The sequence below is a fragment of the Scytonema sp. UIC 10036 genome, from assembly GCF_009725235.1.
Window position 1 is genome coordinate 50,781 of the sequence record NZ_WJFC01000024.1, and the last position, 24,424, is coordinate 75,204.

Consider the following 24,424-nt stretch of genomic DNA (forward strand, 5'->3'; position numbering starts at 1 on the left):
CCATATTTCTACAGCAGAATTAAAATTCTAGGAGATTGCGATTCGCATTTCGACAACGAACAGCTTATGAAGTGCGATCGCAATTTATCATTTATCGGCAAGCTGTTTTTCCAAAGACTTTGTACCATATCTATTAAGCAGTCTTCAACAAAAAGTGTTCTATCACAGGTTTAACACTATCAAGTATAATTGTATTTTAACAAGCTGTAACCTTTAAAAGGTAACGTTTGCGGAGATCTGAGACAACATGGATAACACACTTTTACAACGCATCACCCATAATCCTGATATCTGCCACGGAAAACCGTGCATTCGAGGACTTCGTTACCCAGTTGAGTTAATCTTGGAGCTACTTAGTTCTGGTATGACCACGGAGGAAATTTTGGAAGATTATGACGACATAGAGTATGAAGATATTCTGGCTGTTTTGTTGTTTGCAGCTCGACTTAGTCAGGTTAAAAGTATTCATAAAATTGCCTCATGAAATTTCTTGTAGATGCTCAGTTACCGATTCGCCTTGCGCGTTTCCTACAAACTTCAGGCTACGATACAATTCATACCAGAGATTTACCTAGGCAAAACGCTACTTCCGATACTGAAATTAATGTTATATCAATTCAAGAAAATCGAATTGTAGTTACCAAAGATTCAGATTTTGTCAACACTTTCTTAACTGTTCAGCAACCCTATAAACTACTTTTAATTACAACAGGGAACATCAAGAACTCAGAACTTGAAACCCTGTTTTCAGCAAACTTTCAATCTTTAGTTGAACTTTTTAAAGAGCACTCCTACATTGAAATGAGCCAGGATTCCATGATTGTGCATTTGTAGTCTTAGTCAAGATTTTATACGCTCAACTTTGTCGCTGCCAAAAATTAAGTGTCAAAATGGTGTCTTTGCCTGCAAGTACAAAGTTTTTCCGTGCTGCGGATGAAGTAAGCTCAGTTCTCTAGCATGTAGATGTAACCGACTTGCTTCAACATGACATCCATAAAGACGATCGCCTAATATAGGTATTCCAAGTCCATTTTTATCAGCAGCATGAACTCTCAATTGATGAGTTCGCCCTGTCAGGGGTATAAATTCTACGCGAGTGTAGTTTCCTTCTTTTGACACTACCTGAAAGTGAGTCACGCTGGGTTTTCCATACTGCCAATCAACTTGTTGATAGGGGCGATTTTCAGGGTTTCCCCACAAAGGCAGTTCTATAATACCGCTCTTAGTGGTCAGAGAACCAGCAAGCAGGGCTTCATAAACTTTGTGAACTTGTCGTTGCTGAAATTGCTGGCTGAGTTGCCGATACGTTTGCCCATCGCGAGCTAACAAAAGAATACCAGAAGTATCTTGGTCTAAACGATGTACGGCAATAAGTTCTTCTCCATCGGGCAATAAATGACGCAAACGACTCAGAACACTGTCTTGGCGATCGCGATAACGTCCTGGAACTGATAATAATCCCGCAGGTTTGTTGACAGCAATTAACCATTTGTCTTCATAAAGAATGGGTAGTATTTCCTCTGGTGAAAGTTTTAAAGATGCGTCTCTTGTCTCTACATTTCCCTGTGGCAATCCTGAAAGCAAAAACCCCATTAATGGCTGACATCGTTCCGCACAAGCCCCATAAAATTCTCCTGAAACTTTATCTCCATCGTTAGAAGAAAATCCCCACCAAAACTCTGCCATTGCCAATGGTTTTAAACCATGTGTTGCCGCATAGTGCAGCAATTTTGGAGCACAACAATCTCCCGTTCCAGTAGGCATAGAACCTTTGGGAATTAACTGTTGCAAAGATGAAGATTGCCCTAAAAAATTCATGACAGAGTAAGCAGCATGCATCTGAGCTTGAAGTTGACGGGATAGTTCTTTCCGCAACTGTTTCAATTCACGAATTTGCCCATCCGCAGTTTCAATCAATTGCTTGAGCGATCGCAATGCCTCATCCTGTTGGCGTTTGAATCTACGTTTTTCGATTCCATCTTGACGGCTTTCTTCATCAAGTTGTTCAAGGGCTACAGTCAGTAATTCTCCTGTTAGCGTCTCACAAAATATCAAGCGTTTTTCGTGTCGTTGCTGCTTGGTATTTTGATGGCGATCGCTCATTTCTTGCAGGCGTAACTTAAACTCCCGCGACAAAATTTCATATTGCTGTCGTTCTGGAATTTGCTTGAGGGAAATCAGTTTTTGCTTAATATTTTCCAATTCAACCAGTACACTGGCTTCGTCTAAAGCCACTTGTTCTCGCCCAGGAATAGGTGGAACCCAACCCTCAACTATACTGCTACCATTTAGCAACCCTGAGAAAGCCTTGAGTATCCGTTGTTCTCCCGATGGTAGTTCCACTAGCAAGACTCCATACATTTTACCCTGACGGGAATAACGCTCGTCAGTCGCAAGATATTTCATTAAACCACGTGCGATCGCTTCCACCAGAGTAGTGCGCGGAAGTCTGAGTATTTCGCCGCTTTGAGGACAGCGCCCTTCATAGTAATAGGTAGGAGTGGAGTTTACTGTGGTGCGATAAGCCGAAGGCTTAACGGCTGAAGCCGTATCGCTTTCAAGAAAATCTGAAAGTGGGTGAAGAACTACCATAAACTTAGATTGACTAACTCCCCCTTAGTAAACGGTCGGGGATTCTGAGCGCGATGAATTAGATTTGGTCGCCCAAAGCCTAGGGTGTTGACTTTGATGGAATTTCGCCATTTTTTGTTCAGGCAACTTTTGTATGCCTGCGATCGCAATATAATTCCCGCTATGATTCCCAAATGGTCTATATCTTGTACGTCTATTTGAACTTCTTCTTTCATTTTTGAAATTTTCAATCAACTTTACTGAAAATAACTTTTTTTTAATTTAACCTGCTGAATGTGGGTTGAAGAACCAGACTCTATACTGCAAGGGAGTAGCCAAAATTAGAACCCCGGTTTCGCACTTATTTACCGGGGTTCTGGCATCTTGACTATCATTAACCAAGTAGTATTCGAACCAGACTGCGTTCAATATCCATTGAACCGAAAGAAAAAATCATCTCTTCAAACCGCTCTTGGTGCTCATAAGTTCATTGGCACTGCAACAGAAATTGCCTTCGCCTTAAGGGATGGTTCTGGAATAGTTTGACCATCTTCAAAGGAGAGTATCAATATAAAGCTCAATGGCTTCTTTAATATTGCTTTCTGTTTCCTCAAGGGTTTTCCCTGTAGAAATACAACCAGGCAAATCTGGAACATAAGCTGAATAGTTACTGCCAGCCCATTCAAAAATGACAACATATTCTTTCATAATTCGGACTCCATTTGCGCTTGTTTCCAGATACTTTTGAGAGTTCCAATGGCAACTTCATCAGAAAAATTCCCCGGTACAACAACGATACCGGATTTTTGGGGGTGCTTCAGGACTCGATGACTTCCTCGCATTCTCGCTTCATACCATCCATCCGCTTCTAATCGCTTGAGTACCTCACGAACTTTCATGACTTTTTCTTTATATTTTAGATTCTTTTCAGAATAACTGTTTCGCTGACTCCGAAACCAAGGAAAACCAGCTTAAAAGTAGCGGAAGAACCGAAAACCATATGAGATCGCTTCTACTAGAGGAGTGCGCGGAAGTCTCAGGATTTCGCCACTTTGAGGACAGCGCTTTTCATAGTATTTAGCTTACCACCAATCCCTATTTCTGCCTCACACTTGCCACTGCAGCATCAGCATTTACCAAACCCCGTCCAAAGAAATACTCCTGTGCTGACACAGGTTTTGCCTTGGCAAAAATCCCTGAAGGTCGAGAAACTGGAGCATCTACAACAGTGCCAAAACCCACTTCCCTCTGCAACCGATACCGATTCACATCAGCCTGAGAAAGATTTAGCCCATCATAGGTAGCAGTCTTCTTCAAAATCGATACCATCTCATCTCGACTCAAACGCCGTTTCGGGTCTTCCCCCTTCATAAGTGCCACCACTCCCGATACAATGGGAGCCGAGAAAGAAGTACCCTGTACCTGAACGTACTTACCTACAGAGTCTAAAGCCACACCCCAAGAACTATCCGGTACAGACATTCCTTGCCAAAAACCATCCAGCCAAGTACCACCTGTAGTCAAAATTCCCCCACTCATACCATTTTGGATTTCTCCCCCTGGTGCAACGACATCTAATCCCCCACCATAACTGCTGTAGTAGGTACGATTACCCGTCATATTTGTAGCACCAACCGATACAACTCCAGGAATACCAGCAGGGAAAGCAACACCATCTAAATTTTCATTCCCCGCAGAAGCGATAATGACTAAATTGCGGTTAGTATCCAATACATCAAAAATTTGTTCGGTTAATCCCTCATCGGGAAGCAAACCTCCCAAACTCATATTAATGACATCAACATTTCTACTAGCAGCATAACCAATTGCTTCTATTAAAGAAGCGGAATTAATCGTACCACTCAAGCCAAACACCCGCACTGGTAAAATTTGGGTATTGGGTGCAACTCCGAGAACACCAGTTTTATCTGGAGAATTGGCAGCAATTACTCCCGCAGACCAAGTCCCGTGAAACTCGCTACTGATTTGATGACGAATGTGATTCCGAATGTAAAGGGCTATTTCACTGGGGGAAGCGTTGGGGCTACGTTTTTTGAATATATCGGCAAACTGTTGATATTTCTTTAAGAATTGGTCGGTCGGTAATTTAAAAGTATCTTGAAATTCTGCTTGGAGGAGTGCCAATTCCTGAGAACTCAACCGCGTGTCTGCATCTCCTTTTCCTTTGCTAGAAAAGTCCCAACCATATTCTTCACCAGGTAACTTATCGGCATGAAAACCAGATTTATAGATATTCTTGACTAAATCAGGATGATCCCATTGAATTAAACTATCAATTATCGCTACCACAACCCCACGTCCACCATTGCTGTGCTTCCATGCTTCTGTAGCGCGAACGTCGGTACGACCTAATAATTGACCGCGTTTTGGGGTACTATTTAAATGCCATTGCAAGGGCAGTAATTTTGCTTCGACAGGTGTATCTTTTGGTTGGGGTAACTGTGCTAACTGCTGTTCCACGCGTTGAGTGGCGTTGGGAGTTTCTGGTAAATGAGCGAGATTCGCCAATAGTTTCGATTGTTGGTAGGATGTGGCTTGAATGAAATTTGGTGTAGCAGATTGTACACCTGACAACTGCGCTAATTCGTTTGCCACATTTAAAATCTCTGTCCCGGATACCGACTTAGAACGGACTAAGTAGCGATTTTTACTAAACCTCAACGGGCGAATCACCTCTAAATCGTGACGCAATAATACCATTTGTCTTTGACTTTCAGACATATCCCGGTCAAAGCCGATCGCAATCTCATTGGGTAGAACAATAACTTGCTCGGATTCTTTTTCTCTGGATGTTTCCCCTGATTTGCGGGTTAAAATAGGTAGGGTTTCTTTTACGTAAGACTGCTTTTGAATCTGCTGTTGAACTGAATTTAGGGAACTACGAGTGCCGTTCGGTACATTCACCAGGGCAATATTTTCTCCCAATGGTTTTACATCGATATCAAAGCCACTGTTGTTCATATTGCGAGTATTGCCACTACCACGTCTTAAATCCTGTTGTAACTGTAAGTGTAAAGGTAGGATGGAGCGAGAGCGGGTGTTAGTTGGTTTAAAGCTGACAGCAATGCGATCGCGTCGCAAGTTAAGAGGAATTTTTTGACCGTAAAATGTATAAAACAATTCATCTGTTGTTTGTGCTTGCGCGAGTTCCCGGTATTGGTGGGGGATGAAGGGAAGATTGGTGGAACAGAGAAAGCAAGCTGCTAAAACCAGACTAGAGAGGAAACGTTTCATAATTGCAACACCGATTAATTTTGCTGGATATGTGTATTTCTCTGGTTTTGGAGGATATGCAATTTCTGAAAATTGCATAAGGTCAATTTCCTTAGAATTACTAAAAGATGACAGGTAAAGTACACCCAATTGTAGGGGCGCGGCGGCAAGAGCACCCCTACCTGAGTATGAAATGTATTACTCCCTTCTCGCTATAAGATTACCAATCTACTTTTCCTCTTTCTTAGCGCTCTTTGCGTCTTTGTGGTTCATTTAAATAGGTAATTTTCGGGCGGAAAGGGAGTAAGATATAAATTCTTGCGTATAGGAGCAGTTACTATGTGACAATCAACAATGATATTTAGAGAAAATTACTTATGGGCAATGCTTCAAGATATTGGAACTTAGTGAAGATTGATGCGGGAGGTAAGCAGAAAATTCTGGAAATACCTGCTGCTAAGTCTTTTTTCACACAGATGTTTGCCCCTTTGGTACCGGGTGATGATGTACCTGACGGAGATATTCAGTTTCAATTGTTACAGTTATACAATAATGCACTTAACGAAACAGCTTTGCTTGCAGAACGTTGTTTACTTTGCTTTCTTTCTTGGGTTTTAGAGCAAGGGTGTCTGCAATTAGTAAGGAAATTTGGTGAAAAGCATAATTTTCGTTGCAGCGATTTGTTACCTTTTGTCTTAGATGATGATGGTAAATTATCACCAGCAAGTAAGTATAAATGTTTTTCTCGGCAAATTCTTCAGAGTTTTGATTCGCAGCAAAGTAGCTTGACGACTTGGGCTATGATAAGGGTAAAACAGCATCCAGAATTAAATAAATTTTTATTGGAATGCGGTGTTTACTTGATTAGTGATTGGGCAATTTTAAACGATACTCAACCTAAACAATTGGAGCGTATTCTCAAGGAATTCCATACTCTGAGTGTGAGTCATGTAGAAATTGAAGAAGCACAATATCTTTTACAGAGTTATCATACTATTTACCGCGTTCAAAGGCTACAACAAATAAGAAAAAAGGTAAGAAGTATATGCACCGAACCGACTACGGAACAATTAGAAAATATTGCCCAATATATCAAGAATAAAACGGGTCGATTATTTGATGCTGAAACTGTGAGGAGAAAGTTGAAAAAGCTGGCTACTCAATTACGAGAGTATCGAATTTATGTTCGGGGTGGTTCTTTACCAATAGATTCTCTAGATGCTGTGAATCAGGGAAAGTTTAATTCTTTATTAGAAGAAACTCCCGCTCCCTCAACAATTGATGTTGTTGAATCCAATGACGAACAAGCTGAGTTTTTACAGTTTTATCGTCAGCAAGTTCAAATTTCTTTACAGCAAGCTTTAGCTAAAGTTACAGAATCAAAGGTAAGGCAATTACAACGAAAAAAAGGTGATAAAGCACACATATTTTTGACTGCTCTCGAACTATCGCAATGTCAGAAGTTAGCAATGAAGGAAATTGCTGAAAAACTGGGAATGAGAGCGCAAGATGCAGTAACAAAGTTATTGAAATTAAAGGAACTTCGGACTGATGTACAACAGGAAATGTTGATGGCTTTAAAGGATGCTGTGAAAGAAAAAGCTAAGTTATATGCCGAACGAGAAGTTTTGAAGCAATTAGATGAGCAACTGACAATTGTACTTTCGTCAGAAATCAGCAAGATTATCGAAAATGCAGAAATTCAATCTCGAACGATGAAAAGTTATTTAAAACCTGATATTTTTGCAGAACGTTTATGTGAATATCTCGATATTAGAAAACAAGAGAATAATCAATTATGAGTAACCTATCAAGTAATATTTTACCCATGTCTTATCTAGATTTTGAAACCTTACCAACGTCAGCGATCGCTTTATCATATGATGATATTGAGCGAGCCGCAGAAATTAGCGATCGCATTCCTGATGAGTTGAAGCAATGGCAAGTTTATCTTAATTGTTTGGCTTTATTTGCTTTTGAGCAATGGTTAGAGGAAAGGGCAGAATCAATAGCGATTAATCGAGATAAATGTACAATTTTACAACCAGCTTTTGCAAATTTTATTAATGGTGTTGCTAATTTACAAGTTGGTGAATTTAAGGTTTGTCTGATTGCTACTGGTAGTCTCAGCGATGAAATGGTGAGTTTACCTAGAGTCGTTATTGATTTACCTGAGTTTATTCCCCATTTTTATGTTTTGGTGGAGGTGTTAGAAGAACAAGAAGCGGCGAATGTTTATGCTTTTTTAGCTTATCAAGAATTGATAGAGGTGTTAGATTTAACGTCGCTACAGTCGGATTGGAGTTATCAATTACCAATAGCGTGTTTTGAGGATAATCCAGACCGTTTGTTGCTATATTTACGTTGTCTGGAAGTATCAGCCATATCTTTACCAGCAATTCCCACACACCGGACTGGGATTTTAGCAACGGTACAAAATCAATTACTGGAATTATTGCCAGAGTTGCGATCGCCTGAACGAGAATTATCTGATATTTTAACCTGGGAACAAGCAACTGCTGTTTTTACTAATCCGGAATTACTGAATTGGGTTTATACCTTACAAAAGCAACATTTAGAAACGCAAAATCAGCCTTCAGTCAATACTTCTTTACAGGATTTAATCAAATTAATTACGCAACCAGCAGTCAACGCTGGACGTTGGTTGTGGGATGAGTTAGATGAGTTGGCGCAGGAACTTTCTTGGGTGCTGTTACCAATTGCATCAGCTTCTGCAATGCGTCCAATACGTAGTCCTGAGGAAGAGTTTGAGGTTATTGTTACCCAACTACGACAGAGGGGTTTGGAAATTCCCATACAAGCAAGAGGTGCCTATCAAGATTTACTGTTAGCTGGGATACCTCTGCGAATGTATGCGGTAACTTGGCATTTGGTAGCAGAATCTGAGCAGCCAGAGTGGAGTTTATTGTTAATTTTAGGCGCACCTGCTTTGATGAGTTTACCGTCTAATATTAAACTTAGGGTTAGCGACCAAACGGGTATTTTAGAAGAACTGGGATTAAATGCGGAAAGCGAGGATTCTTACATCTTTACTCGTGCGATCGGTTATTGGGATGAGAAGTTTTTGGTAAGTGTAAGTTTGATGGATGGGGTTGAGGTAACTTTACCTCCGTTTGCGTTTGATTTGGGGAGGTAAGCAGTGGATTTGGCTTTAGAAATTTTGGCAATTTTGAAATTAGAGCTTTACTTTCTTGGCATTATTCTTAAATTTAGCACGTTAAGTACGCAAGAACTAAAATGCCCCTCATTTAGAAGGGCATCTATATTTTTGGATTAGAAACTGGTGGTCTCTCTGGATTGCCAGTTTTTAAATTTGCGGTGGTGGGCTTCCCCCATTGCGGTCACGTAAGTAATTGAGTATTTGATTAACTGAATTACGGAATTCTTGACGGTCTATCGCAGCTTGTTGACGGTCTTGTGCAGCTTGCTCTGCTAGAATATTAACGTTCGCTGTTAGTGCGTCTACTCTTTGGTTTACTGCTGATACGTTTTCGGTTAATTGCTGGATGTTCGCTACCAGTACGTCAATGTTGCCATCATGCTCTGCAACTTTTTCGCCAACGTTGACAAATAAAGTTTCTAGTCTACTTAAGCGTTCTTCTATAGTTGGTTGATTTGTGGTCATAATGGTATTAAACAAAGTTCTATTTACAAATCTTACCCACTAGAGTGGTTCTAGTGCGCTTTTTATTAGTGACTATTTATAAATGGTTCACCCTCTTTAAAAGCCCAACCGTTACCCTGAAGCTAAATAATTCGATAGTAAACAGGACTAGCTATTATAGAAACCTTATCCCGCTTCTCCCAAAACTGAGAAAGCGTACGGATAAATATCTTAACTGGATTCCAAAAACCAAGGGTGACCGTTACCTTTTTGATTCAATAAATCACCTCCTTAATTCGGTAAATGGGGACAATTCTGTCCCCAATTTTATTTTAGATTACTTTTACACCAGTTTTTGTGAATAAGTTTAACTATTTTTAGAGAGAACAGATGACTTATTACTGAGGATTAAGATAATTTCTCCGTTGCCGATATCTTCGATAAGCTTCGCTAACGCATCTAATAGTTGTCCGGTAGAATTAACTGCTATTGAGTAGCGTCTATTTGCAGTTGGGTGCGTTCGATTTGTTCTTGAGTGCGTTCAATTTGTTCTTGAGTGCGTTGTAAATTATTTTCTGTCTGTAATTGTCTTCTAGCTAGTTCGGCTAATATGGCAATGATGAACTTCGCCAACAAATTACTGCGATCGCTAACCGCTTTCATTTGTTTGAGTGCGTCGAATGTGCAGCAGCCATTCAGAAATTTTTGATTATGCAAAAGAACTCATGCTTGACTTATACGATCTGATCCGAAACATTCAAAAACGCCCTGCTATGTATCTGGGTCAACCTTCCATTTCCCATCTGAGAACCTTTCTGGCAGGGTATTTCTTTGCCCGTCATCAACTTGGACAACCAGAAACTGACCAGGAGAAGCACTTTTCCAATTTTCAGACTTGGATTCAGCAAAAGTATCAAATTCCCTCTAGTCAGTCGTGGGACAAAATCATCCTATTTTTTTCGCCGGATGAATATAAAGCATTGGAACAATTTTTTCAACTCTTTGATGAGTACTCCAAACCCAATCAAAATGAAACATTCCCTCAAGTTTCTCAAACAGTTCACTCAGTTCGTTCGTAGGATGAGCATTGCTCACGTGGAATTACTCTGTTGCAGATCCAAAAGTGCTAATTAAACCTCATCTTCGTTTACCTTCACTCTCTAACCTTTATCCTGAATTGGGTCGTCTCTACCAATTCCCAATTCCTTGAGCTTGGTTTGAACATCCTCCCACTGAGTACCACAATAGTAATATTTTTTATCCAGTATATTGGCGATATAGTAACCCTGCTTACCACCATTGATGCGGAAAAGCGCGAGCGCTACTTTTTTCATCGAAGTACCAAACGCTGCAAATTCGTCTTCAGGAGACAAATTTGGGGCATTGAATAAGTTCAGAAATGGCTCACCATGTTTAAATGCCCAACCATTCCCTCTTCGCTGAATAATTTGATAGTACACAGGACAAACGACTGTAGTGCTGGAATCTGTCATAATTATGTAAATCTGTTTTATTTTGAGTAAAGCCCCTAGTAGCCCGCTAGGGTATGTCCTTGTAACCAGACCCAAAAGTTGCCAGTGTCTAGTTGGGTAGGTGCCTTCTTCGTGTTGTGAAAATTTTGAAGTAATTCTTTAACTCGCGCTCGCACCGACCGACTAGTCAGGTGGGTGTTCATTCATAATGGCAAGGACTCGACGCATATTAATCACACCCTCACGGTTGGTTTGGAGTAGGGCAACCGTTGCCCGTCCAATCGGTGTAATACCGAGCATTTGAGTTGTATCTTCGTTCCAAGCGAAATGCTGGTTCCAGTCCATTTGCCGGGGATGAAAAAGAGGAGCAAGTTGTCCTGTAGCTGGGTCGGGCGCTTCAGTTTTGTTGTACTTGTAGTTGTTGCAAGTTTGGCAGGATAAAGCAAGATTTTCTGCGATAGTTTGACCACCCCGACTAACAGGTTGGATGTGGTCAATAACTAGCGGATCGATCGCGTACTTCGCTTGACTGCGGCAATATTCACACAAACCACGGGCGCGGTTAAAGACTAGTTGCTTGAGTGCAACAGGAACATATTCACTAGACATAGGTAACAGGTTGAATGCCTAGTGTTTCCATGAGTTCTGATAGGGAGACTTGACGAAGTTGAGCGAGGTTGGCGAGGGCTTCGAGGCGTTGGGCACCGAATTGTTCGATTTGATTGCTGAGTTGGATCAGGGTGTTGTATTCAGCGTCCGTGAGAGTTTCAGCTTCTTTTTTGGCACGAAGCGTTTGGTATTGAGCGCGGAGTTCTGGGTCGATACATTGGTTAATTTTATGGAGCAGTTGAGCTTCTTCTAATGGCAGGACGTTTGCTTTGCGGTGGGCACGAAGGATGACAACCTGCTGGAAGAGCCGCTCCAGATCTGCTTCGTCCAGTTGATTAGCTGCCTGGATGAGTTCGTCGAGGCTCATGGGGACTTTCAAAGGATATTACGGAATTTTTTCTATTATAAAGGATTGCCTAGCCCAACGCTTGGGGCTGAACTCAGCAACCCTGCCAGCAGAAAGAGAAAAACTCAGCACCAAAGAGACTTTTTTGGCTTTTCTTCACAATATCTTTACTTGACAAATGACTATCAGTGTTTGTACGGTATACCTCCTCAAGGTATCGTTACTATGCTGAGGTGAATTTTTGATTTTGCATAAATTTTGCATAACCTGGTTTGTCCTCAGAAATACAAGAGATTGAGCAAGCGATCGCCTGTAGCCATACAAGAGGAGTGACCAATGTCTAACCGTTTGAAGAGTTTCGCCGTAGCTAGTTTAGTGTTTTCACTAACTTGTGGTGTTGGAGAGTCGGCTAGATCGGCTTCAGTTAATTAGCGATCGTGAACAGACACTTAATTGGTTTTTTCAAAACACCGTCATCAATTTACAATGTAAAGATATACAGATCTGGGTGAAAAAATACGAATGACTTTGCAAGAATTGCAAGAGCAGGCATTGCAGTTACCAATTAGCGAGCGCTGGTATTTAGTTCAGTCGGTGTTAGCATCGATTCAAAAAGAAACACTATCATCTATTTCTGAGAGTTCAAGCAAAAAGCCTTTAAACGAACTTGACCCTTGGACTCAAAGTTTAATTGGTGCGGTTGAGTTAGGAAGAGAAAATCTGGCAGAATCCTATGTGGATTATTTAGAGGAGAAATGTCATAGGAACACGAAATACATCTGATTTTGGTAATTCTGTAGTTCCAGCAATGTTGCCTGAGGAGTTTTTGGCAACACTATCCAAGTAAGAGCAGGCTACGGGAATTAATAGGGTAACTTGTGTGTGTTAACTCTTTAGCGTAAATATTTACACATAGCGCCCCTGTAGTTCTTTACTGAAAACGCATCTCGTCGAAGCATGACAGATGAACCGCTTGAGCAGTTACTTGAGCCAATGTCTAAAACCTTATCCTAAATAGGGTCATCTCTACCAATTCCCAATTCCTTGAGCTTGGTTTTTACATCCTCCCACTGAGTCCCACAATAGTAATATTTTTTATCCAGTATATTGGCGATATAGTAACCCTGCTTTCCACCGTTGATGCGGAAAAGTGCGATTGCCACTTTTTTCATTGAAGTGTCAAAAGCTGCAAATATATCTTCTTGGGAAAGCAAAGGTGCATTAAACAGGTTTATAAATGGTGTACCCTCTTTAAAAGCCCAACCGTTACCCCGACGCTGAATAATTCGGTAGTAAACAGGACGTACAATCGTAGTACTGGAATTTGACATATTTAATCGGAGATATTTAATAACAAGTGTAAGATTATTAAGGAAGATAGCCCCCAAGTTAAGTTAGGGGCTATCGTTTTAATTAGTTGTCATCATTTTGTGACCTTTGCTGTGGTTCATCAGCCACATCATTTAGGTCACTTTCAACAACCTCCGAGTCTACGAGGTATGTTTCACCAGATACTTTATCTTCTTTCTCCCAAAGTCTCAGAAGAGTACGGATAAAGACTTTAACAGGATTCCAAAAACCAAGGGTGACCGTTACCGTTTTGATTCAATAAATCACCTCCTTAATTCGATAAATGGGGACACAATTGTCCCCAATTTTATTTTCCATTACTTTTACACCAGTTTTTGTGAATAAATTTAACTATTTTTAGAGATGACAGATGATTTATTACTGAGGATTAAGATAATTTCTCCGTTAGCGATCGCATCTAATAGTTGTCCGGTAGAACCTTCGTTATCGTAGATATAGCCTAGATTTTGGGCGATTTCTTTTAGCTTTTCTCCCGTACCCTGGGCTACTCGTGCGTGGAGATTTGTGCGTTCGAGTTTCTTTCTTCCTGCCATAACTGTTAACCATAAAATCACAAAACTGGTTTACATTTATAAGATAGCAAAAGGTATTAGTATTGTGTTGCAGCTAACTCCAGAAACTTTTTGAGCTTTTCTTCACAATATCTTTACTTTACAAAAGACTAGCAGTGTTTCTACGGAATGTCTCCTCAAGGTATCGTTACTATGCTGAGGTGAATTTTTGATTTTGCATAAATTTTGCATAACCTGGTTTGTCCTCAGAAATACAAGAGATTGAACAAGCGATCGCCTGTAGCTATACAAGAGGAGTGACCAATGTCTAACCGTTTGAAGAGTTTCGCCCTAGCTAGTTTAGTGTTTTCACTGACTTGTGGTGTTGGAGTTGCTGCAAATAATGCGATCGTCAAGCATACAGTAGCACAAACTGCGACAAGTTCCGATCGCAAAGCCCAAGCGGATAAGTTGTTTCAAGAGGGGGTGCAGCAGTCTCGGCGTGGGGAATATCCCAAAGCGTTGCAGACTTATCAACGGGTGTTGGAGATTAGGCAGCAATTGGGGGATAAAGCGGGTATTGGGCAAACCCTCAATAATATAGGACAGGTTTATAACAGTTTGGTTCAACAGGAAAAAGCATTAGAAGTTTTACAGCAAGCATTGACGATTCGTAGAGAAATTAAAGACCGCGCTGGAGAAGGAGAAACCCTAGATAATCTTGGTGGGGTTTACCTTTCCTTATTTAAAGAAGAGGAAGCTTTAAAAACTTTACAGCAAGCTTTAGAAATTCGCCGCGAGGTGAAAGATAAAGCTGGAGAAGCTGTTACTCTCGGTCGAATGGGATTGACTTACAGTTTCTTGAAACAGCACGATAAAAGCTTAAAGCTTTTACAACAAGCACTGGCGATGCATCAAGAATTGGGTGATAAATTTCAAGAGGGATTGACTCTCTTTTGGATAGCAGCAGCTTACAATAATATAGATGATTATTCTAATGCTTTGAATTGGTTCAATAAAGCTTTAGCTGTGAATCGTGAAGTGGGAAACCGCGCTAGGGAAGGCAGTAGTTTACAGCAGATAGGAGGTATTTATTTTAAGAAAAAAGAATATGACAATGCATTGAGATTTTTTCAGCAAGCATTACCACTCATTCAAGAAGCAGGAATTCGTTCTTTTGAAGCTAGGATTTTCGGTGCTGTAGGAGATACTTATTTTAATCAAAAGAAATATGATAGAGCTATTGAATTTTATCAAAAAGCATTACCTGTTGCTCGTGAAGTAAAAGATAAATCTATTGAATTTGAGATTCTCGCATCTCTAGGAGAGAGTTATACAAAACAAGAGAAATATGACCGTGCCTTAGAATTGTATCAACAGGCTTTACCATTAACGGCTAAAAACACTGAGCAAGAAGCCAGAATACTCTCTATTATTGGAGTTTGCTACGTTCAACAAGGTAAATATGACCTGGCTATGGAAAATTTACAAAAATCACTAATCATCGCCAGAGAAATAAAGAATAGGATACTAGAAGCTCAAAGTCTTGTTGGAATTGGGCTGATTTACAGTTTTCAGAAACAATTTGACAAAGCAATTGAATTTTCTCAGCAAGCATTAGCTATCCAACGAGAAGTACTAAATAATCGTTCTGCACAATTAGATATTCTCATGCAAATCATGAGCTTTTATTTTGTAAGAGCTAACGATCTCGCACTTAAAAAAGATTATTATCAGGTAATGATTCAAGCTAATGAAGTTCTCAAATTGGTGCCAGAAACTTTAAAACTTGCACGAGAACTAAAGAATTCAACAATAGAGAAAAATATATTAGAACTCCAAAGTAAATCCTACTCACTCATAGGTAATTATCATCTCCAATTAAGAGAATTAGAAAAAGCAGAGAAATTTATTCAACAAGCTTTGAATATTGCTCGACAGTCTGAAAATTTAGATGCTGAGAGATATGCTTTATCTTTTATACCAGAAGTTTATAAAGACCTACGAGATATTAGCAAAGTTATTGAATTAGGTCAGAGAGAGTTGGAAATTGCTAAACAACTCGGAGATACAGCTTTTGAAGCACAGGCTTTATTAAGACTTGCTATTACTTATAGTGTTTTAGGTGACTTTGATAAAGGTATTCAGTTTTCACAACAAGCTTTAATAAAATCCAATGAAATTGATATTCAGAAATTACCGAAGGAGTCTCAACATCATGCTTATTATCAAAAGCTGTCTGCTTTGGGTTTTTTGAGTTTAGTTTACAAGAATATAGGGGAATATGATAAAGCTTTTGAATATGCCCAACAACGTTTAAACTTTGCAAAAACTTTAAAAAACCCAGAATTTGAGGCTAGTGCATTGATGACATTAGGTGATATATATAAGAAGAGCCAAGAATTTCAAAAAGCAATTGAATTTTTCCAGCAAGCTTTAAGAATTGCCAAGAAAATTAATAATATTGAATTGGAAGTAGAAGCATTAAAACAACTTAGCGCAGCTTCTACAGGAGAGGGAAATTATCAGCAAGCTTTGGATTCCGCACAGCAAATTTTGACATTTGCAGAAGAAACTAAAAATTTCAAGCTAAAAATAGATGCTTTAAATATTCAAAGACAGATTTATACTAATCAAGGCAATTATCAGAAAAGTTTGGAATTGTTTCAGGAAGCATTATCAATTGCTAAACAAAATAGCGACCCATATTCTGAGCAGACAACTCTTCTTGAAATTGGATTATTCTACAACACTTTAGGAGATGAACAAAAAAGTGCTGAATATTTACAACAGGCACTTACCCTAGCTCAGAAAATGAAAAATCCTCAGTCTGAGAGTACAAGTTTATTTCTTATTGCTTACACTTATTTTGGTAAAGACCAACCACAAAAAATCATTGAATATGCGAATCAAGGTTTAGCTATTTTACCCAAAACCAAAACAGTTGAAATAGAAATAATAGGAAATATTGTACTGAGTCTAGGTTCTGGTGAGTTAAAGAACGAGCAAAAAGCAATGGAAGGAGCACAATCTAGTTTACAACTTGCAAGAAAATCGAAAAATCCCACCCATGAGAAGGGTGTACTCACATTTATAGGAAATTTGCAGCGTAAGTTTGGTAAAAAGCAAGAAGCAATTAAAACATATAATCAAGCACTAGCAATTAAAACCCAAGCTAAAGCCGTAGGTGCTGATTCTAGTATTTATGCTGGCTTAGGTCGTGCTTATGCTGATTTAAATCAACCTCAACTTGCCATTAGTTATTACAAAGAAGCTATCAATCGTATTGAAGAAGTGCGAACTGGTATTAAATTATTAACACCAGATTTACAAGCTTCTTTCTTACAATCAACCGTTGATTTTGGGAAAGTCAAAACCTCTGATATTTATCGGCAACTAGCAGATTTGTTATCCTCTCAAGGGCGAGACGCAGAAGCACAACAAATACTTGAACTTTTGGCACTTCAAAATATCAATGATTTTACCCGTCAAACGAGAAGTACGACAAAGATTACAGATGTAGAATTGAGTAGCACAGAAAAGCAAATTATTAATAAACATGGGACTTTAATCGCATTTGGGAAGCAACTTGCTGAATGCGAAAATAAAACTTGTTCTCAAATAACTAGTTTAAAAAATCAGTATCGACAACTAACGGAGGAGTTCAATCAGCTAAGAAAAAATATTCAAAATTCTGAAGTTGATAAATCCGGTATTGATAAGGTCTTTAACCGTACTTCTGATTTAATTGCTGGGGCTTCAAAAATAGTAGATGAGCAAACGGATACAGTCTTGATTTATCCCTTGGTACTTAAGGATAAAATCAGAATACTTTGGGCATCAAAAGGTGGTATTTTCAATAGTAAAGTTTGTAAAATAAGCGAAAGTGAACTAACTAAAGATGTTACTGGTTTTCGCAAATTATTACAAAGTTCATCTAGTGATATCAAACAGGTAAAAGCAACAGGCAAAAAACTGTATGATTGTCTCATTAAACCTGTAGAAGCTGAACTCAAAGCAAACAAAATCAAACATTTGGTATTGGTACCAGACCTTGCTATTAACTATATTCCAATGGGAGCGCTATTTGATGGTGATAAGTATTTGATTGAGAATTATACTGTCACATCTATTATAAATGTGGGTTTAACAAATTTTGATGATAAACTACCCTCTGAGGTGAATAAAACACAGGTTTTAGGTTTAGGCTTATCAAATGAAGCCACAACATCCGATGGTAGATTTCCAGCATTAAAATATGTACCCGTAGAATTAGATTCCATCATCAAATCACTCAGCGATACGAAAGGAATATACCCAGGTGATAAGTTTATCAACAAAGATTTTAATCAGGATACATTGGAAAATAACATTAAGGGGCGTAACATTTTACATATCGCCACTCACGCTCTTTTTAAACCTAAAGACCCTACACAATCTTACATTCTTCTAGGAACAGGTGAACAATATCCAATTGAAAAAATTCAATATTTACGAAATTTACGTGGTGTTCATCTTGTGGTGTTATCTGCTTGCGAAACAGCGCTTGGTGGTTCAGACCAAAATGGCATAGAAATTCAAGGTATTAGTTCTTATTTCCTAAAAGATAAAGCTAAAGCAGTTATGGCATCTCTGTGGAAAGTTGATGACCCTAGCACATCTCAACTAATGCAACTATTTTACAAAAACCTCGCCACAGGGAAAATGACGAAATCTGAAGCATTACGTCAAGCGCAATTGAGCTTACTAGACGGGAATAACTTCAGCAGAAACCCCAAACAACGTGGTATTACAGTGAATATACAACCCGGTACGTCCTCAAGAAATGAAAAACATCAAAGCGGTTATTCACATCCTTACTACTGGGCACCATTTATTTTAATTGGCAATGGACTTTAAAAATTAATAGAGATGCGATCGCATCTCTACCAACTAACAAATAATAAACCACAAATCAGAAATGACTAACTTTCACCTCAAAGTACAACGCATTGAACAGGTTTGCTTATTTGAATTAACTTGGGGAACCGCACAACGTCTCAGTGCCAAAATTCCCTATCCCGAAAACTTGACATTTCTCTATCAGGAATGGCAACGCACTTACCTAAGTTTTTACAAAACATCTTTACGAGGAAGGATAGCAAATTCCGGCACTCTTCAAACACCAACTCTTGATTGGCACGCAAAATTAGTACAAGCAGAGGCAAAATTTCTATCTGAATTTCATAATTGGCTGCGTAGTAGTGAACTATATGAAATTAGGTCAGCAATAACTCAAGTATCATTATTATCTGCTAATTTCCAATCGACAAATATTAATCTTTTTCTGACTTGTGATGCTCTAGAATTAGCACACTTACCTTGGGAAAGTTGGGAGATTTGTACGGAATTAGTTTTTTCTTCGAGTAAAATTAATATTGTTCGCAGTCCTATCAATATCCATAGATCGGTAGCCAAGCAAAATAATATTCGTCACGGTAAATCTAGAGTTTTAGTAATTTTAGGCGATGATACTGGCTTAAATTTTGAAGCTGAAAAGAAAGCAATCCAAAAACTTAAACGCATTGTTGAAATTAAATTTGTCGGATGGCAACCAGAAAAAAATATTGATGAACTCAAATCCGAACTAAAGGAAGCTATTACATCAGAACTAGGATGGGATATTTTATTATTCGCTGGTCACAGCAATGAAACAGCGTTGACAGGTGGAGAAATTTCAATTGCTCCCAACACAACTTTATCAATGAGTGAAATTATACCTTTATTAAATAAAGCTTTAGAAAAAGGTTTGCAATTTGCTTTATTTAACTCTTGTAATGGTTTGAGTATTGCTAACACACTGATTGATTTAGGATTAAGTCAAGTAGCTATCATGCGCGAACCAATTCATAATAAAGTTGCTTCTGATTTTTTGCTGCACTTTTTACAGATATTGGCTCAATATAAGGATGTCCAAGAAGCTTTAACTTCAGCTTGTCAGCATCTGAAATTAGAAGAGAACTTGACTTATCCGAGTGCATATCTTATCCCTTCTTTATTTCTTCATCCAGAAGCAAATTTATTCCGCTTTAAATTGGGTATCATAGAGAATTTAAGAAAAATCAGCCCATCTCGAACTGAAACGGTTGCTATTTTTGCTTTATTTCTTGTCAGTACACAATTGCCTGTACAGAACAATTTATTAGCACAGCGTTTAAAAACACAAGCTATTTACCGTCAATTAACAGGACAAGTTGAACTAAGACAAACTCCACCAGTTTTATTAGTACAAATAGATGAAAAATCACTTAGAGATGCAACTAAAGACTCAAAGCTATCCAATGCAAGACAGATGGATAGAAAATATTTTGCAAGAATAATTGATAAATTACGAGCCAAAGGTGCTAAGGTAATCGGTATTGATTATTTATTGGATAGATATCAGGGAGAGAACGATCTACTATTAGCTAAATCTCTTCAGGCTGGTGTAAATTCATCTCAACCAGTATGGTTTGTTCTGGCAACAACTAGTGTCCGAAATGGTGAGAGGTTAAAAGTATTACCTGAAATTGCTAGTCCTAATTGGACTTTGCAAGGGGAAATTGAGGTTTTACCAGGGTATATGCAACTCGTATCCCCATCAGACAAATCTCAATCTCAACCATTATTTTTTTCTAATTTATTAGCAATATCGCATCAGTTACAGTATACAGCACCACAAACAGCTACCACATCAAATAAAAAACAACAAGGATTGATTGCAGTTGCAGATAAAACTGTTGAAGATGGACTCACACAACCACCACAGCCTAAATTAAATAGTAAAACAGACTTTAGTAAGCAGATTGAAAAGTTCTTACAAGAGAATAATCTGAAGAATATTGCTAGTTTTAAGCTACCACGAATTAATTTACAACCACTCACAGAATTTAGCTATTATTTTGGTCAAATGTGGCTGCACCCGATTGTTGATTTTTCTGTTCCTCCAAATCATGTGTATCGCAGTATTCCAGCTTGGCAATTGTTAGAAAATAATAGCCAAAAGCTATCTATCTCTAACTTAAAAAATAAAATAGTTATCATTGCACCAGGGGGATATGGTGAAGCAGGAATGTCGAAAGATGGCGAAGATAACTTTGATTTACCTCCTGCTCTAGAACTATGGCGACACTTAGAGAATCCAGAAAATCAAAATCAAGTATTGACTGGCGGTGAGATTCATGCTTATAAAGTACATCATTTGTTAAATAACAGGATCGTTGTACCTATCCCAGATTTGTGGATGATTTTAATAGCTATTTTGCTTGGTAAAACTTTATATTTTATAATACAAATTAATCCACGTATCAAGTTACAAATTTTATTAGCTTCAGGTGCATTGACAGCAGCTTATGGTGTAATAAGCTTGCAAATTTATCTTTCATCAATCGCAGTGATTTTACCTTGGTTTTTACCATCGCTGACAATTTGGTCGTATGCTATTTTAGCATTTGTGAGGAAAAAAGCTTATGAATAAGTTCAATTACATCAAGCCTTGTTTAGTCATTTTAGCGCTCAATATTACTTGGTCGCCATTATTTGCCAACTTGAAGTTAAAAGCGGAAATAAAACCAACAAATTCTTTTTTATCTTGGGTTAATGTTTTCCTACCTTTATCTAAACCAAAACCTCCAGTTAAACCACGTAAAGCCGTCGGTCGTCCACTTCGTGATTCATCTGCACCAAGTTCTGTTTGTATGATATCTCCAGATGCACTACAGGGTAAACCAAATATACCCAGAATTGTTTGGAGCGATCGCCCGTTATTTCTTTGGCAAGGAAATATACAACAAGTTGGTCTGATGAAGAATAGACAGACGACTTTATGGGTTCAGAAATTAGTTTCAGGGAAACAATTTATCAGTTATACAGGAGAACCACTACAACCAGGTGAAACTTATTATTGGGTAGTCTTTGAGGGAGATACAGTAATTGGAAATACTAAATTTATGGTAATGGAACCACAAGAACGACAACGCATAACCAATAAATTAAAAGGTTTGGAGCAGGAACAAAAAGCCCAAGGAGCTAATGGGGAAGCGATCGCACTGACAAAGGCTAACTATTTTATACAAGAGGAATTATGGGCTGATGCGTTACAGCAAGCTTACTCAGTAGAAAAGCCCTCTACTGAGTTACTTAAAATACGTCAAAATATTCTGCAACAGATGAAAACAGAGTGCAACAAGTCGCAATAAGTAGTTAAAAATCAGCAATCATATTTTTAGAAGATACTCAGATAAATTATCTGGGTATTTTTATGTTTTTCTGTGTGTTCGCAGTCCAGATTTTCAAGATATATAAAAAACTTTGTTGAAAGAAAATATTGACTAAAAATCTTCAAGAGTCTTAAGCCTTATTTGATAAGCATTCTGGGCTAATTTATCACTTAACTTACAACTCATTTCCAAAAAAGTCTCCAATTTTGGCATATCCTCTCAAACCTCAGAAATATATAAATACGAGCAGACAAAGAGGAATCACCTCAAGTCAGAAAAAACCTGTAATTCATATATTTTAACAGGTTAAATCATTCGTTTTCTTAGAACTTTTCTCATCTCAAATATCAAGGAGTATCCAACAATGAAGGCTCTCAGATCTCTAGCAACTATTTTTGCGGCTTCTGCGATCGCTTGCATTCCAACTTTATTTTCAATTCAATCAGCAAGTGCTGCAACTGGAATGGATGGAAGCTATATCGGAGTGGGAATTAACGGAGATGGAAGTGGTGTTTTACCTGCGGTGACAGGACGTATTGACTTTAAAAATTTACCAATTTCTATCCGTGCTACTGCAACAGGTGCTTGTGAAAGTGATGTCTGTGCAACTCTAGCGATCCCTACAGTTACCTATGACATCGGTGTGGCAAAAGATGTAAATATTTATGCAGGAGTGGGTGGTTCTGCACTGACTGTAAACGATAGCACTTCCTCAGTTTCCTTCGGTACAGGAGCAGTATTGCAAGGTGGTGCAGAAGGTGCAATTAGCAAAAATGTTGTGCTGTATGCTGATGCAACTTATTTCACCAATGGGGGAGGGACACTTTGGAAAGCTGGTGTAGGCTATCGGTTTTAAAAATTTTGCTTAAAGAGAGATACATTTTGGCATATCCTCTTTTCCTCTAGAAATACATATCCCTGTGAGCGAACAAAACATAATTTCAACGGGTGCATTTATTTATCTTAGTAAAACTTCATTCATCTAACATCAACCCAACATCAACAAATATCAAGGAGTAAACAAAATGAAAAGCTTAAAATTAGCAGCAGTCATCGCAGTTGTCGGAACAATACTTTTTACTCCCCAAACTTTTGCAGGTAGCCTAAGCGATTCTAATGTATTGCTGGTGACACAAGCAAATACTAAATTAAAACCCCAGTTAAAACTACCTAAAATCCAACCACTGTCCCAACTCAATTCTTCTCCCAAAGCTCGTAATGCTAATAATGTAGATGCGTTATTAACTCAAATATCACGAGATTTAGAGAAAGGAGATTTTCCCAAAGCACTCGAAGGTTGTAATACAGTTTTAAAAATTGATGCAAATAACTTTGCAGCTTACTTCTTTAGAGGATTTACTTACACCCAATTAGGAGAATATCAGACAGCAATTGAAGATTTTGAGCAAGCGATACGTATTGACCCTAGTTCCGCTTATCCTTACTTTGGCAGAGGATTTGCTCGCGTTCAACTAGAAAAATATCGTGAGTCGCTTGCAGATTTTGAGCAAACCATCAAAATGGAACCCGAATTTGCTCACGCTTATTTTTGGCGAGGGATCGCTAAAGCGAATTTAGCTCAAACAGATGAAGCAAAATCCGATCTACAAAAAGCTGCGGAACTTTATCAAAAACAAGGAAACCCTGAAGCTGCTGAACGAGCATTAAATGTATTGAAAGAAATTCCGACGGTTTAAAACTATCTTGAAACAGTAACGAATTTGTAAACACACAGGAGACATGACAATGAAAGGCTTAAAATTAGCAGTTACTTTGGTTGTATTAGGAACAAGTTTTTATAGTGCTAAAGCGGATGCTCAAAACTTCCAAAATCCCAATCAATTGACGGCACAAGTTTCACCGTTGCAAGAAAAACCACAGATTCGAGATTCCCAACTAAAACCAGCTAACACAAGTGGCAATAATTCCAGCGTTGAAACTCAATTATCGCAGGGTTATGACCTCTTAAAGAAAGATGACTATAAAGGAGCAATTGAAGCATTTAACAAAGTTCTACAGACTGAACGTAATAATGAGATTGCTACTTATGCTTATTTTGGTAGAGCAATTGCTTATTTATCTACGGATAAATATGAGGCAGCAAAATCAGACTTTGACCAAGTAATTGCGCTTAAAAGTCTGAAAATTGCCCAAGAAACACAAGACCGTCAAGTGGAGGGTAATGCGCTGGGTGGTCTCGGTAATACCTACTATAGTCTGGGAGACTACCCCAAAGCCATTGAGTATCAACAACATTTCTCCTAACTTGAATGATGAGGCAGAACCAGAGAAAAATGTCTCTTCCAGTTTAGATGAGTCTACTGAGTTAGAAGAAAAAATTTCTTCTAACTTAGAGGAAGAGACAGAATCTAGGAGAAACGTTTCTCCTAACTTAAATGACGAGCAATCGAAAACAGTACAAGAGGTATTTGATAGCTTGGAACTTATGAATTTTATGCGTTAACATT

26 protein-coding genes are annotated in these 24,424 nt (G+C 38.6%); 13 read left to right on the forward strand and 13 right to left on the reverse strand.

What is annotated here, in order from left to right:
- The first annotated feature begins 247 nt into the window (after positions 1-247).
- Both F7734_RS13725 and F7734_RS13730 read left to right on the forward strand, forming a co-directional pair.
- On the forward strand, positions 248-484 hold the full coding sequence (locus F7734_RS13725; protein ID WP_155745252.1) for a DUF433 domain-containing protein: 237 nt from the start codon (positions 248-250) through the stop codon (positions 482-484).
- Positions 481-834 carry a DUF5615 family PIN-like protein gene (locus F7734_RS13730; protein WP_155745253.1) on the forward strand — a complete coding sequence of 118 codons (354 nt, stop codon included), beginning with the start codon at positions 481-483 and terminating at the stop codon, positions 832-834. The genes F7734_RS13725 and F7734_RS13730 overlap by 4 nt, the downstream gene beginning before the upstream one ends.
- Before the next feature lie 51 nt (positions 835-885).
- On the opposite strand, the gene F7734_RS13735 is transcribed toward F7734_RS13730, so the two are convergent.
- The 5 genes from F7734_RS13735 to F7734_RS13755 form a co-directional block, all read right to left on the reverse strand.
- Positions 886-2,592, reverse strand: coding sequence for an RluA family pseudouridine synthase (locus F7734_RS13735; protein ID WP_155745254.1), 1,707 nt, complete (start codon positions 2,590-2,592; stop codon positions 886-888).
- Positions 2,586-2,807, reverse strand: a complete 222-nt coding sequence (locus F7734_RS13740; RefSeq protein ID WP_155745255.1) for a hypothetical protein — start codon at positions 2,805-2,807, stop codon at positions 2,586-2,588. Before F7734_RS13740 ends, F7734_RS13735 begins: the two co-directional genes overlap by 7 nt.
- Before the next feature lie 316 nt (positions 2,808-3,123).
- Positions 3,124-3,279, reverse strand: coding sequence for a type II toxin-antitoxin system HicB family antitoxin (locus tag F7734_RS13745; RefSeq protein ID WP_155744955.1), 156 nt, complete (start codon positions 3,277-3,279; stop codon positions 3,124-3,126).
- On the reverse strand, positions 3,276-3,470 hold the full coding sequence (locus tag F7734_RS13750) for a type II toxin-antitoxin system HicA family toxin (RefSeq protein ID WP_155744954.1): 195 nt from the start codon (positions 3,468-3,470) through the stop codon (positions 3,276-3,278). The genes F7734_RS13745 and F7734_RS13750 overlap by 4 nt, the downstream gene beginning before the upstream one ends.
- A 196-nt stretch (positions 3,471-3,666) precedes the next feature.
- Positions 3,667-5,904 (reverse strand): S8 family serine peptidase, encoded by a 2,238-nt coding sequence (locus F7734_RS13755; protein WP_243146865.1) that lies wholly within the window; start codon positions 5,902-5,904, stop codon positions 3,667-3,669.
- 278 nt (positions 5,905-6,182) lie between these two features.
- Here F7734_RS13755 and F7734_RS13760 point away from each other — a divergent pair, with 278 nt between their 5' ends.
- Positions 6,183-7,607 carry a hypothetical protein gene (locus tag F7734_RS13760; protein WP_155745256.1) on the forward strand — a complete coding sequence of 475 codons (1,425 nt, stop codon included), beginning with the start codon at positions 6,183-6,185 and terminating at the stop codon, positions 7,605-7,607.
- Positions 7,604-8,962 (forward strand): DUF1822 family protein, encoded by a 1,359-nt coding sequence (locus F7734_RS13765; RefSeq protein WP_155745257.1) that lies wholly within the window; start codon positions 7,604-7,606, stop codon positions 8,960-8,962. Before F7734_RS13760 ends, F7734_RS13765 begins: the two co-directional genes overlap by 4 nt.
- Positions 8,963-9,133: 171 nt before the next feature.
- On the opposite strand, the gene F7734_RS13770 is transcribed toward F7734_RS13765, so the two are convergent.
- Positions 9,134-9,451, reverse strand: a complete 318-nt coding sequence (locus F7734_RS13770) for a hypothetical protein (protein WP_155745258.1) — start codon at positions 9,449-9,451, stop codon at positions 9,134-9,136.
- Between the two features lie 465 nt (positions 9,452-9,916).
- A complete protein-coding gene (locus F7734_RS13775; protein ID WP_155745259.1) occupies positions 9,917-10,093 on the reverse strand; it encodes a hypothetical protein in 177 nt (58 codons plus the stop codon).
- A 17-nt stretch (positions 10,094-10,110) separates the two neighbouring features.
- Between F7734_RS13775 and F7734_RS13785 the strand changes: the two genes are divergently transcribed.
- The gene (locus tag F7734_RS13785; protein WP_155745260.1) at positions 10,111-10,509 is read left to right on the forward strand and encodes a hypothetical protein; all 399 of its coding nucleotides are present in this window, start codon (positions 10,111-10,113) and stop codon (positions 10,507-10,509) included.
- Between the two features lie 81 nt (positions 10,510-10,590).
- Here the strand turns inward: F7734_RS13785 and F7734_RS13790 are convergent, their stop codons facing one another.
- The 3 genes from F7734_RS13790 to F7734_RS13800 all read right to left on the reverse strand — a co-directional run bounded on the left by F7734_RS13790 (position 10,591) and on the right by F7734_RS13800 (position 11,878).
- Positions 10,591-10,923, reverse strand: coding sequence for a hypothetical protein (locus tag F7734_RS13790; RefSeq protein ID WP_155745261.1), 333 nt, complete (start codon positions 10,921-10,923; stop codon positions 10,591-10,593).
- Positions 10,924-11,085: 162 nt separating this feature from the next.
- Complete coding sequence (locus F7734_RS13795; RefSeq protein WP_155745262.1) at positions 11,086-11,511, reverse strand: HNH endonuclease signature motif containing protein; 426 nt, start codon at positions 11,509-11,511, stop codon at positions 11,086-11,088.
- On the reverse strand, positions 11,504-11,878 hold the full coding sequence (locus F7734_RS13800; RefSeq protein WP_155745263.1) for an STAS/SEC14 domain-containing protein: 375 nt from the start codon (positions 11,876-11,878) through the stop codon (positions 11,504-11,506). Before F7734_RS13800 ends, F7734_RS13795 begins: the two co-directional genes overlap by 8 nt.
- A 501-nt stretch (positions 11,879-12,379) precedes the next feature.
- Here F7734_RS13800 and F7734_RS13805 point away from each other — a divergent pair.
- Positions 12,380-12,640 (forward strand): hypothetical protein, encoded by a 261-nt coding sequence (locus tag F7734_RS13805; protein WP_155745264.1) that lies wholly within the window; start codon positions 12,380-12,382, stop codon positions 12,638-12,640.
- Between the two features lie 227 nt (positions 12,641-12,867).
- On the opposite strand, the gene F7734_RS13810 is transcribed toward F7734_RS13805, so the two are convergent.
- The 3 genes from F7734_RS13810 to F7734_RS63405 form a co-directional block, all read right to left on the reverse strand.
- The gene (locus F7734_RS13810) at positions 12,868-13,188 is read right to left on the reverse strand and encodes a hypothetical protein (RefSeq protein WP_155745265.1); all 321 of its coding nucleotides are present in this window, start codon (positions 13,186-13,188) and stop codon (positions 12,868-12,870) included.
- A 366-nt stretch (positions 13,189-13,554) separates the two neighbouring features.
- Positions 13,555-13,761 (reverse strand): hypothetical protein, encoded by a 207-nt coding sequence (locus F7734_RS13815; protein ID WP_155745266.1) that lies wholly within the window; start codon positions 13,759-13,761, stop codon positions 13,555-13,557.
- Between the two features lie 224 nt (positions 13,762-13,985).
- A complete protein-coding gene (locus F7734_RS63405) occupies positions 13,986-14,174 on the reverse strand; it encodes a hypothetical protein (protein WP_243146866.1) in 189 nt (62 codons plus the stop codon).
- Between the two features lie 31 nt (positions 14,175-14,205).
- Here F7734_RS63405 and F7734_RS13820 point away from each other — a divergent pair, with 31 nt between their 5' ends.
- The 7 genes from F7734_RS13820 to F7734_RS13850 all read left to right on the forward strand — a co-directional run bounded on the left by F7734_RS13820 (position 14,206) and on the right by F7734_RS13850 (position 24,420).
- On the forward strand, positions 14,206-18,618 hold the full coding sequence (locus F7734_RS13820) for a tetratricopeptide repeat protein (RefSeq protein WP_347566193.1): 4,413 nt from the start codon (positions 14,206-14,208) through the stop codon (positions 18,616-18,618).
- A gap of 61 nt (positions 18,619-18,679) precedes the next feature.
- Entirely contained in the window at positions 18,680-21,214 is a 2,535-nt protein-coding gene (locus F7734_RS13825; protein WP_155745268.1) for a CHASE2 domain-containing protein, read from the forward strand.
- Entirely contained in the window at positions 21,207-21,935 is a 729-nt protein-coding gene (locus F7734_RS13830) for a DUF928 domain-containing protein (RefSeq protein ID WP_155745269.1), read from the forward strand. Before F7734_RS13825 ends, F7734_RS13830 begins: the two co-directional genes overlap by 8 nt.
- A gap of 385 nt (positions 21,936-22,320) precedes the next feature.
- Complete coding sequence (locus F7734_RS13835; protein WP_155745270.1) at positions 22,321-22,812, forward strand: hypothetical protein; 492 nt, start codon at positions 22,321-22,323, stop codon at positions 22,810-22,812.
- A gap of 169 nt (positions 22,813-22,981) precedes the next feature.
- Positions 22,982-23,653 (forward strand): tetratricopeptide repeat protein, encoded by a 672-nt coding sequence (locus F7734_RS13840; RefSeq protein WP_155745271.1) that lies wholly within the window; start codon positions 22,982-22,984, stop codon positions 23,651-23,653.
- A gap of 49 nt (positions 23,654-23,702) precedes the next feature.
- Positions 23,703-24,221 (forward strand): tetratricopeptide repeat protein, encoded by a 519-nt coding sequence (locus tag F7734_RS13845; RefSeq protein ID WP_207714097.1) that lies wholly within the window; start codon positions 23,703-23,705, stop codon positions 24,219-24,221.
- Positions 24,196-24,420 carry a hypothetical protein gene (locus F7734_RS13850; RefSeq protein WP_155745273.1) on the forward strand — a complete coding sequence of 75 codons (225 nt, stop codon included), beginning with the start codon at positions 24,196-24,198 and terminating at the stop codon, positions 24,418-24,420. Before F7734_RS13845 ends, F7734_RS13850 begins: the two co-directional genes overlap by 26 nt.
- The last annotated feature ends 4 nt before the right edge of the window (positions 24,421-24,424 follow it).

Excerpts from the sequence above, each read along its gene's own strand:
- F7734_RS13740 (WP_155745255.1), bottom strand. The coding sequence starts at position 2,807 with ATGAAAGAAGAAGTTCAAATAGACGTACAAGATATAGACCATTTGGGA.
- F7734_RS13845 (WP_207714097.1), top strand. The coding sequence starts at position 23,703 with ATGAAAGGCTTAAAATTAGCAGTTACTTTGGTTGTATTAGGAACAAGT.
- F7734_RS13800 (WP_155745263.1), bottom strand. The coding sequence starts at position 11,878 with ATGAGCCTCGACGAACTCATCCAGGCAGCTAATCAACTGGACGAAGCA.
- F7734_RS13805 (WP_155745264.1), top strand. The coding sequence starts at position 12,380 with ATGACTTTGCAAGAATTGCAAGAGCAGGCATTGCAGTTACCAATTAGC.
- F7734_RS13745 (WP_155744955.1), bottom strand. The coding sequence starts at position 3,279 with ATGAAAGAATATGTTGTCATTTTTGAATGGGCTGGCAGTAACTATTCA.
- F7734_RS13760 (WP_155745256.1), top strand. The coding sequence starts at position 6,183 with ATGGGCAATGCTTCAAGATATTGGAACTTAGTGAAGATTGATGCGGGA.
- F7734_RS13725 (WP_155745252.1), top strand. The coding sequence starts at position 248 with ATGGATAACACACTTTTACAACGCATCACCCATAATCCTGATATCTGC.
- F7734_RS13835 (WP_155745270.1), top strand. The coding sequence starts at position 22,321 with ATGAAGGCTCTCAGATCTCTAGCAACTATTTTTGCGGCTTCTGCGATC.
- F7734_RS13730 (WP_155745253.1), top strand. The coding sequence starts at position 481 with ATGAAATTTCTTGTAGATGCTCAGTTACCGATTCGCCTTGCGCGTTTC.
- F7734_RS13775 (WP_155745259.1), bottom strand. The coding sequence starts at position 10,093 with ATGAAAGCGGTTAGCGATCGCAGTAATTTGTTGGCGAAGTTCATCATT.
- F7734_RS13755 (WP_243146865.1), bottom strand. The coding sequence starts at position 5,904 with ATGCAATTTTCAGAAATTGCATATCCTCCAAAACCAGAGAAATACACA.
- F7734_RS13840 (WP_155745271.1), top strand. The coding sequence starts at position 22,982 with ATGAAAAGCTTAAAATTAGCAGCAGTCATCGCAGTTGTCGGAACAATA.
- F7734_RS13825 (WP_155745268.1), top strand. The coding sequence starts at position 18,680 with ATGACTAACTTTCACCTCAAAGTACAACGCATTGAACAGGTTTGCTTA.
- F7734_RS13810 (WP_155745265.1), bottom strand. The coding sequence starts at position 13,188 with ATGTCAAATTCCAGTACTACGATTGTACGTCCTGTTTACTACCGAATT.
- F7734_RS13750 (WP_155744954.1), bottom strand. The coding sequence starts at position 3,470 with ATGAAAGTTCGTGAGGTACTCAAGCGATTAGAAGCGGATGGATGGTAT.
- F7734_RS13815 (WP_155745266.1), bottom strand. The coding sequence starts at position 13,761 with ATGGCAGGAAGAAAGAAACTCGAACGCACAAATCTCCACGCACGAGTA.
- F7734_RS13795 (WP_155745262.1), bottom strand. The coding sequence starts at position 11,511 with ATGTCTAGTGAATATGTTCCTGTTGCACTCAAGCAACTAGTCTTTAAC.
- F7734_RS13830 (WP_155745269.1), top strand. The coding sequence starts at position 21,207 with ATGAATAAGTTCAATTACATCAAGCCTTGTTTAGTCATTTTAGCGCTC.
- F7734_RS13770 (WP_155745258.1), bottom strand. The coding sequence starts at position 9,451 with ATGACCACAAATCAACCAACTATAGAAGAACGCTTAAGTAGACTAGAA.
- F7734_RS13765 (WP_155745257.1), top strand. The coding sequence starts at position 7,604 with ATGAGTAACCTATCAAGTAATATTTTACCCATGTCTTATCTAGATTTT.
- F7734_RS13785 (WP_155745260.1), top strand. The coding sequence starts at position 10,111 with ATGTGCAGCAGCCATTCAGAAATTTTTGATTATGCAAAAGAACTCATG.
- F7734_RS13790 (WP_155745261.1), bottom strand. The coding sequence starts at position 10,923 with ATGACAGATTCCAGCACTACAGTCGTTTGTCCTGTGTACTATCAAATT.
- F7734_RS13735 (WP_155745254.1), bottom strand. The coding sequence starts at position 2,592 with ATGGTAGTTCTTCACCCACTTTCAGATTTTCTTGAAAGCGATACGGCT.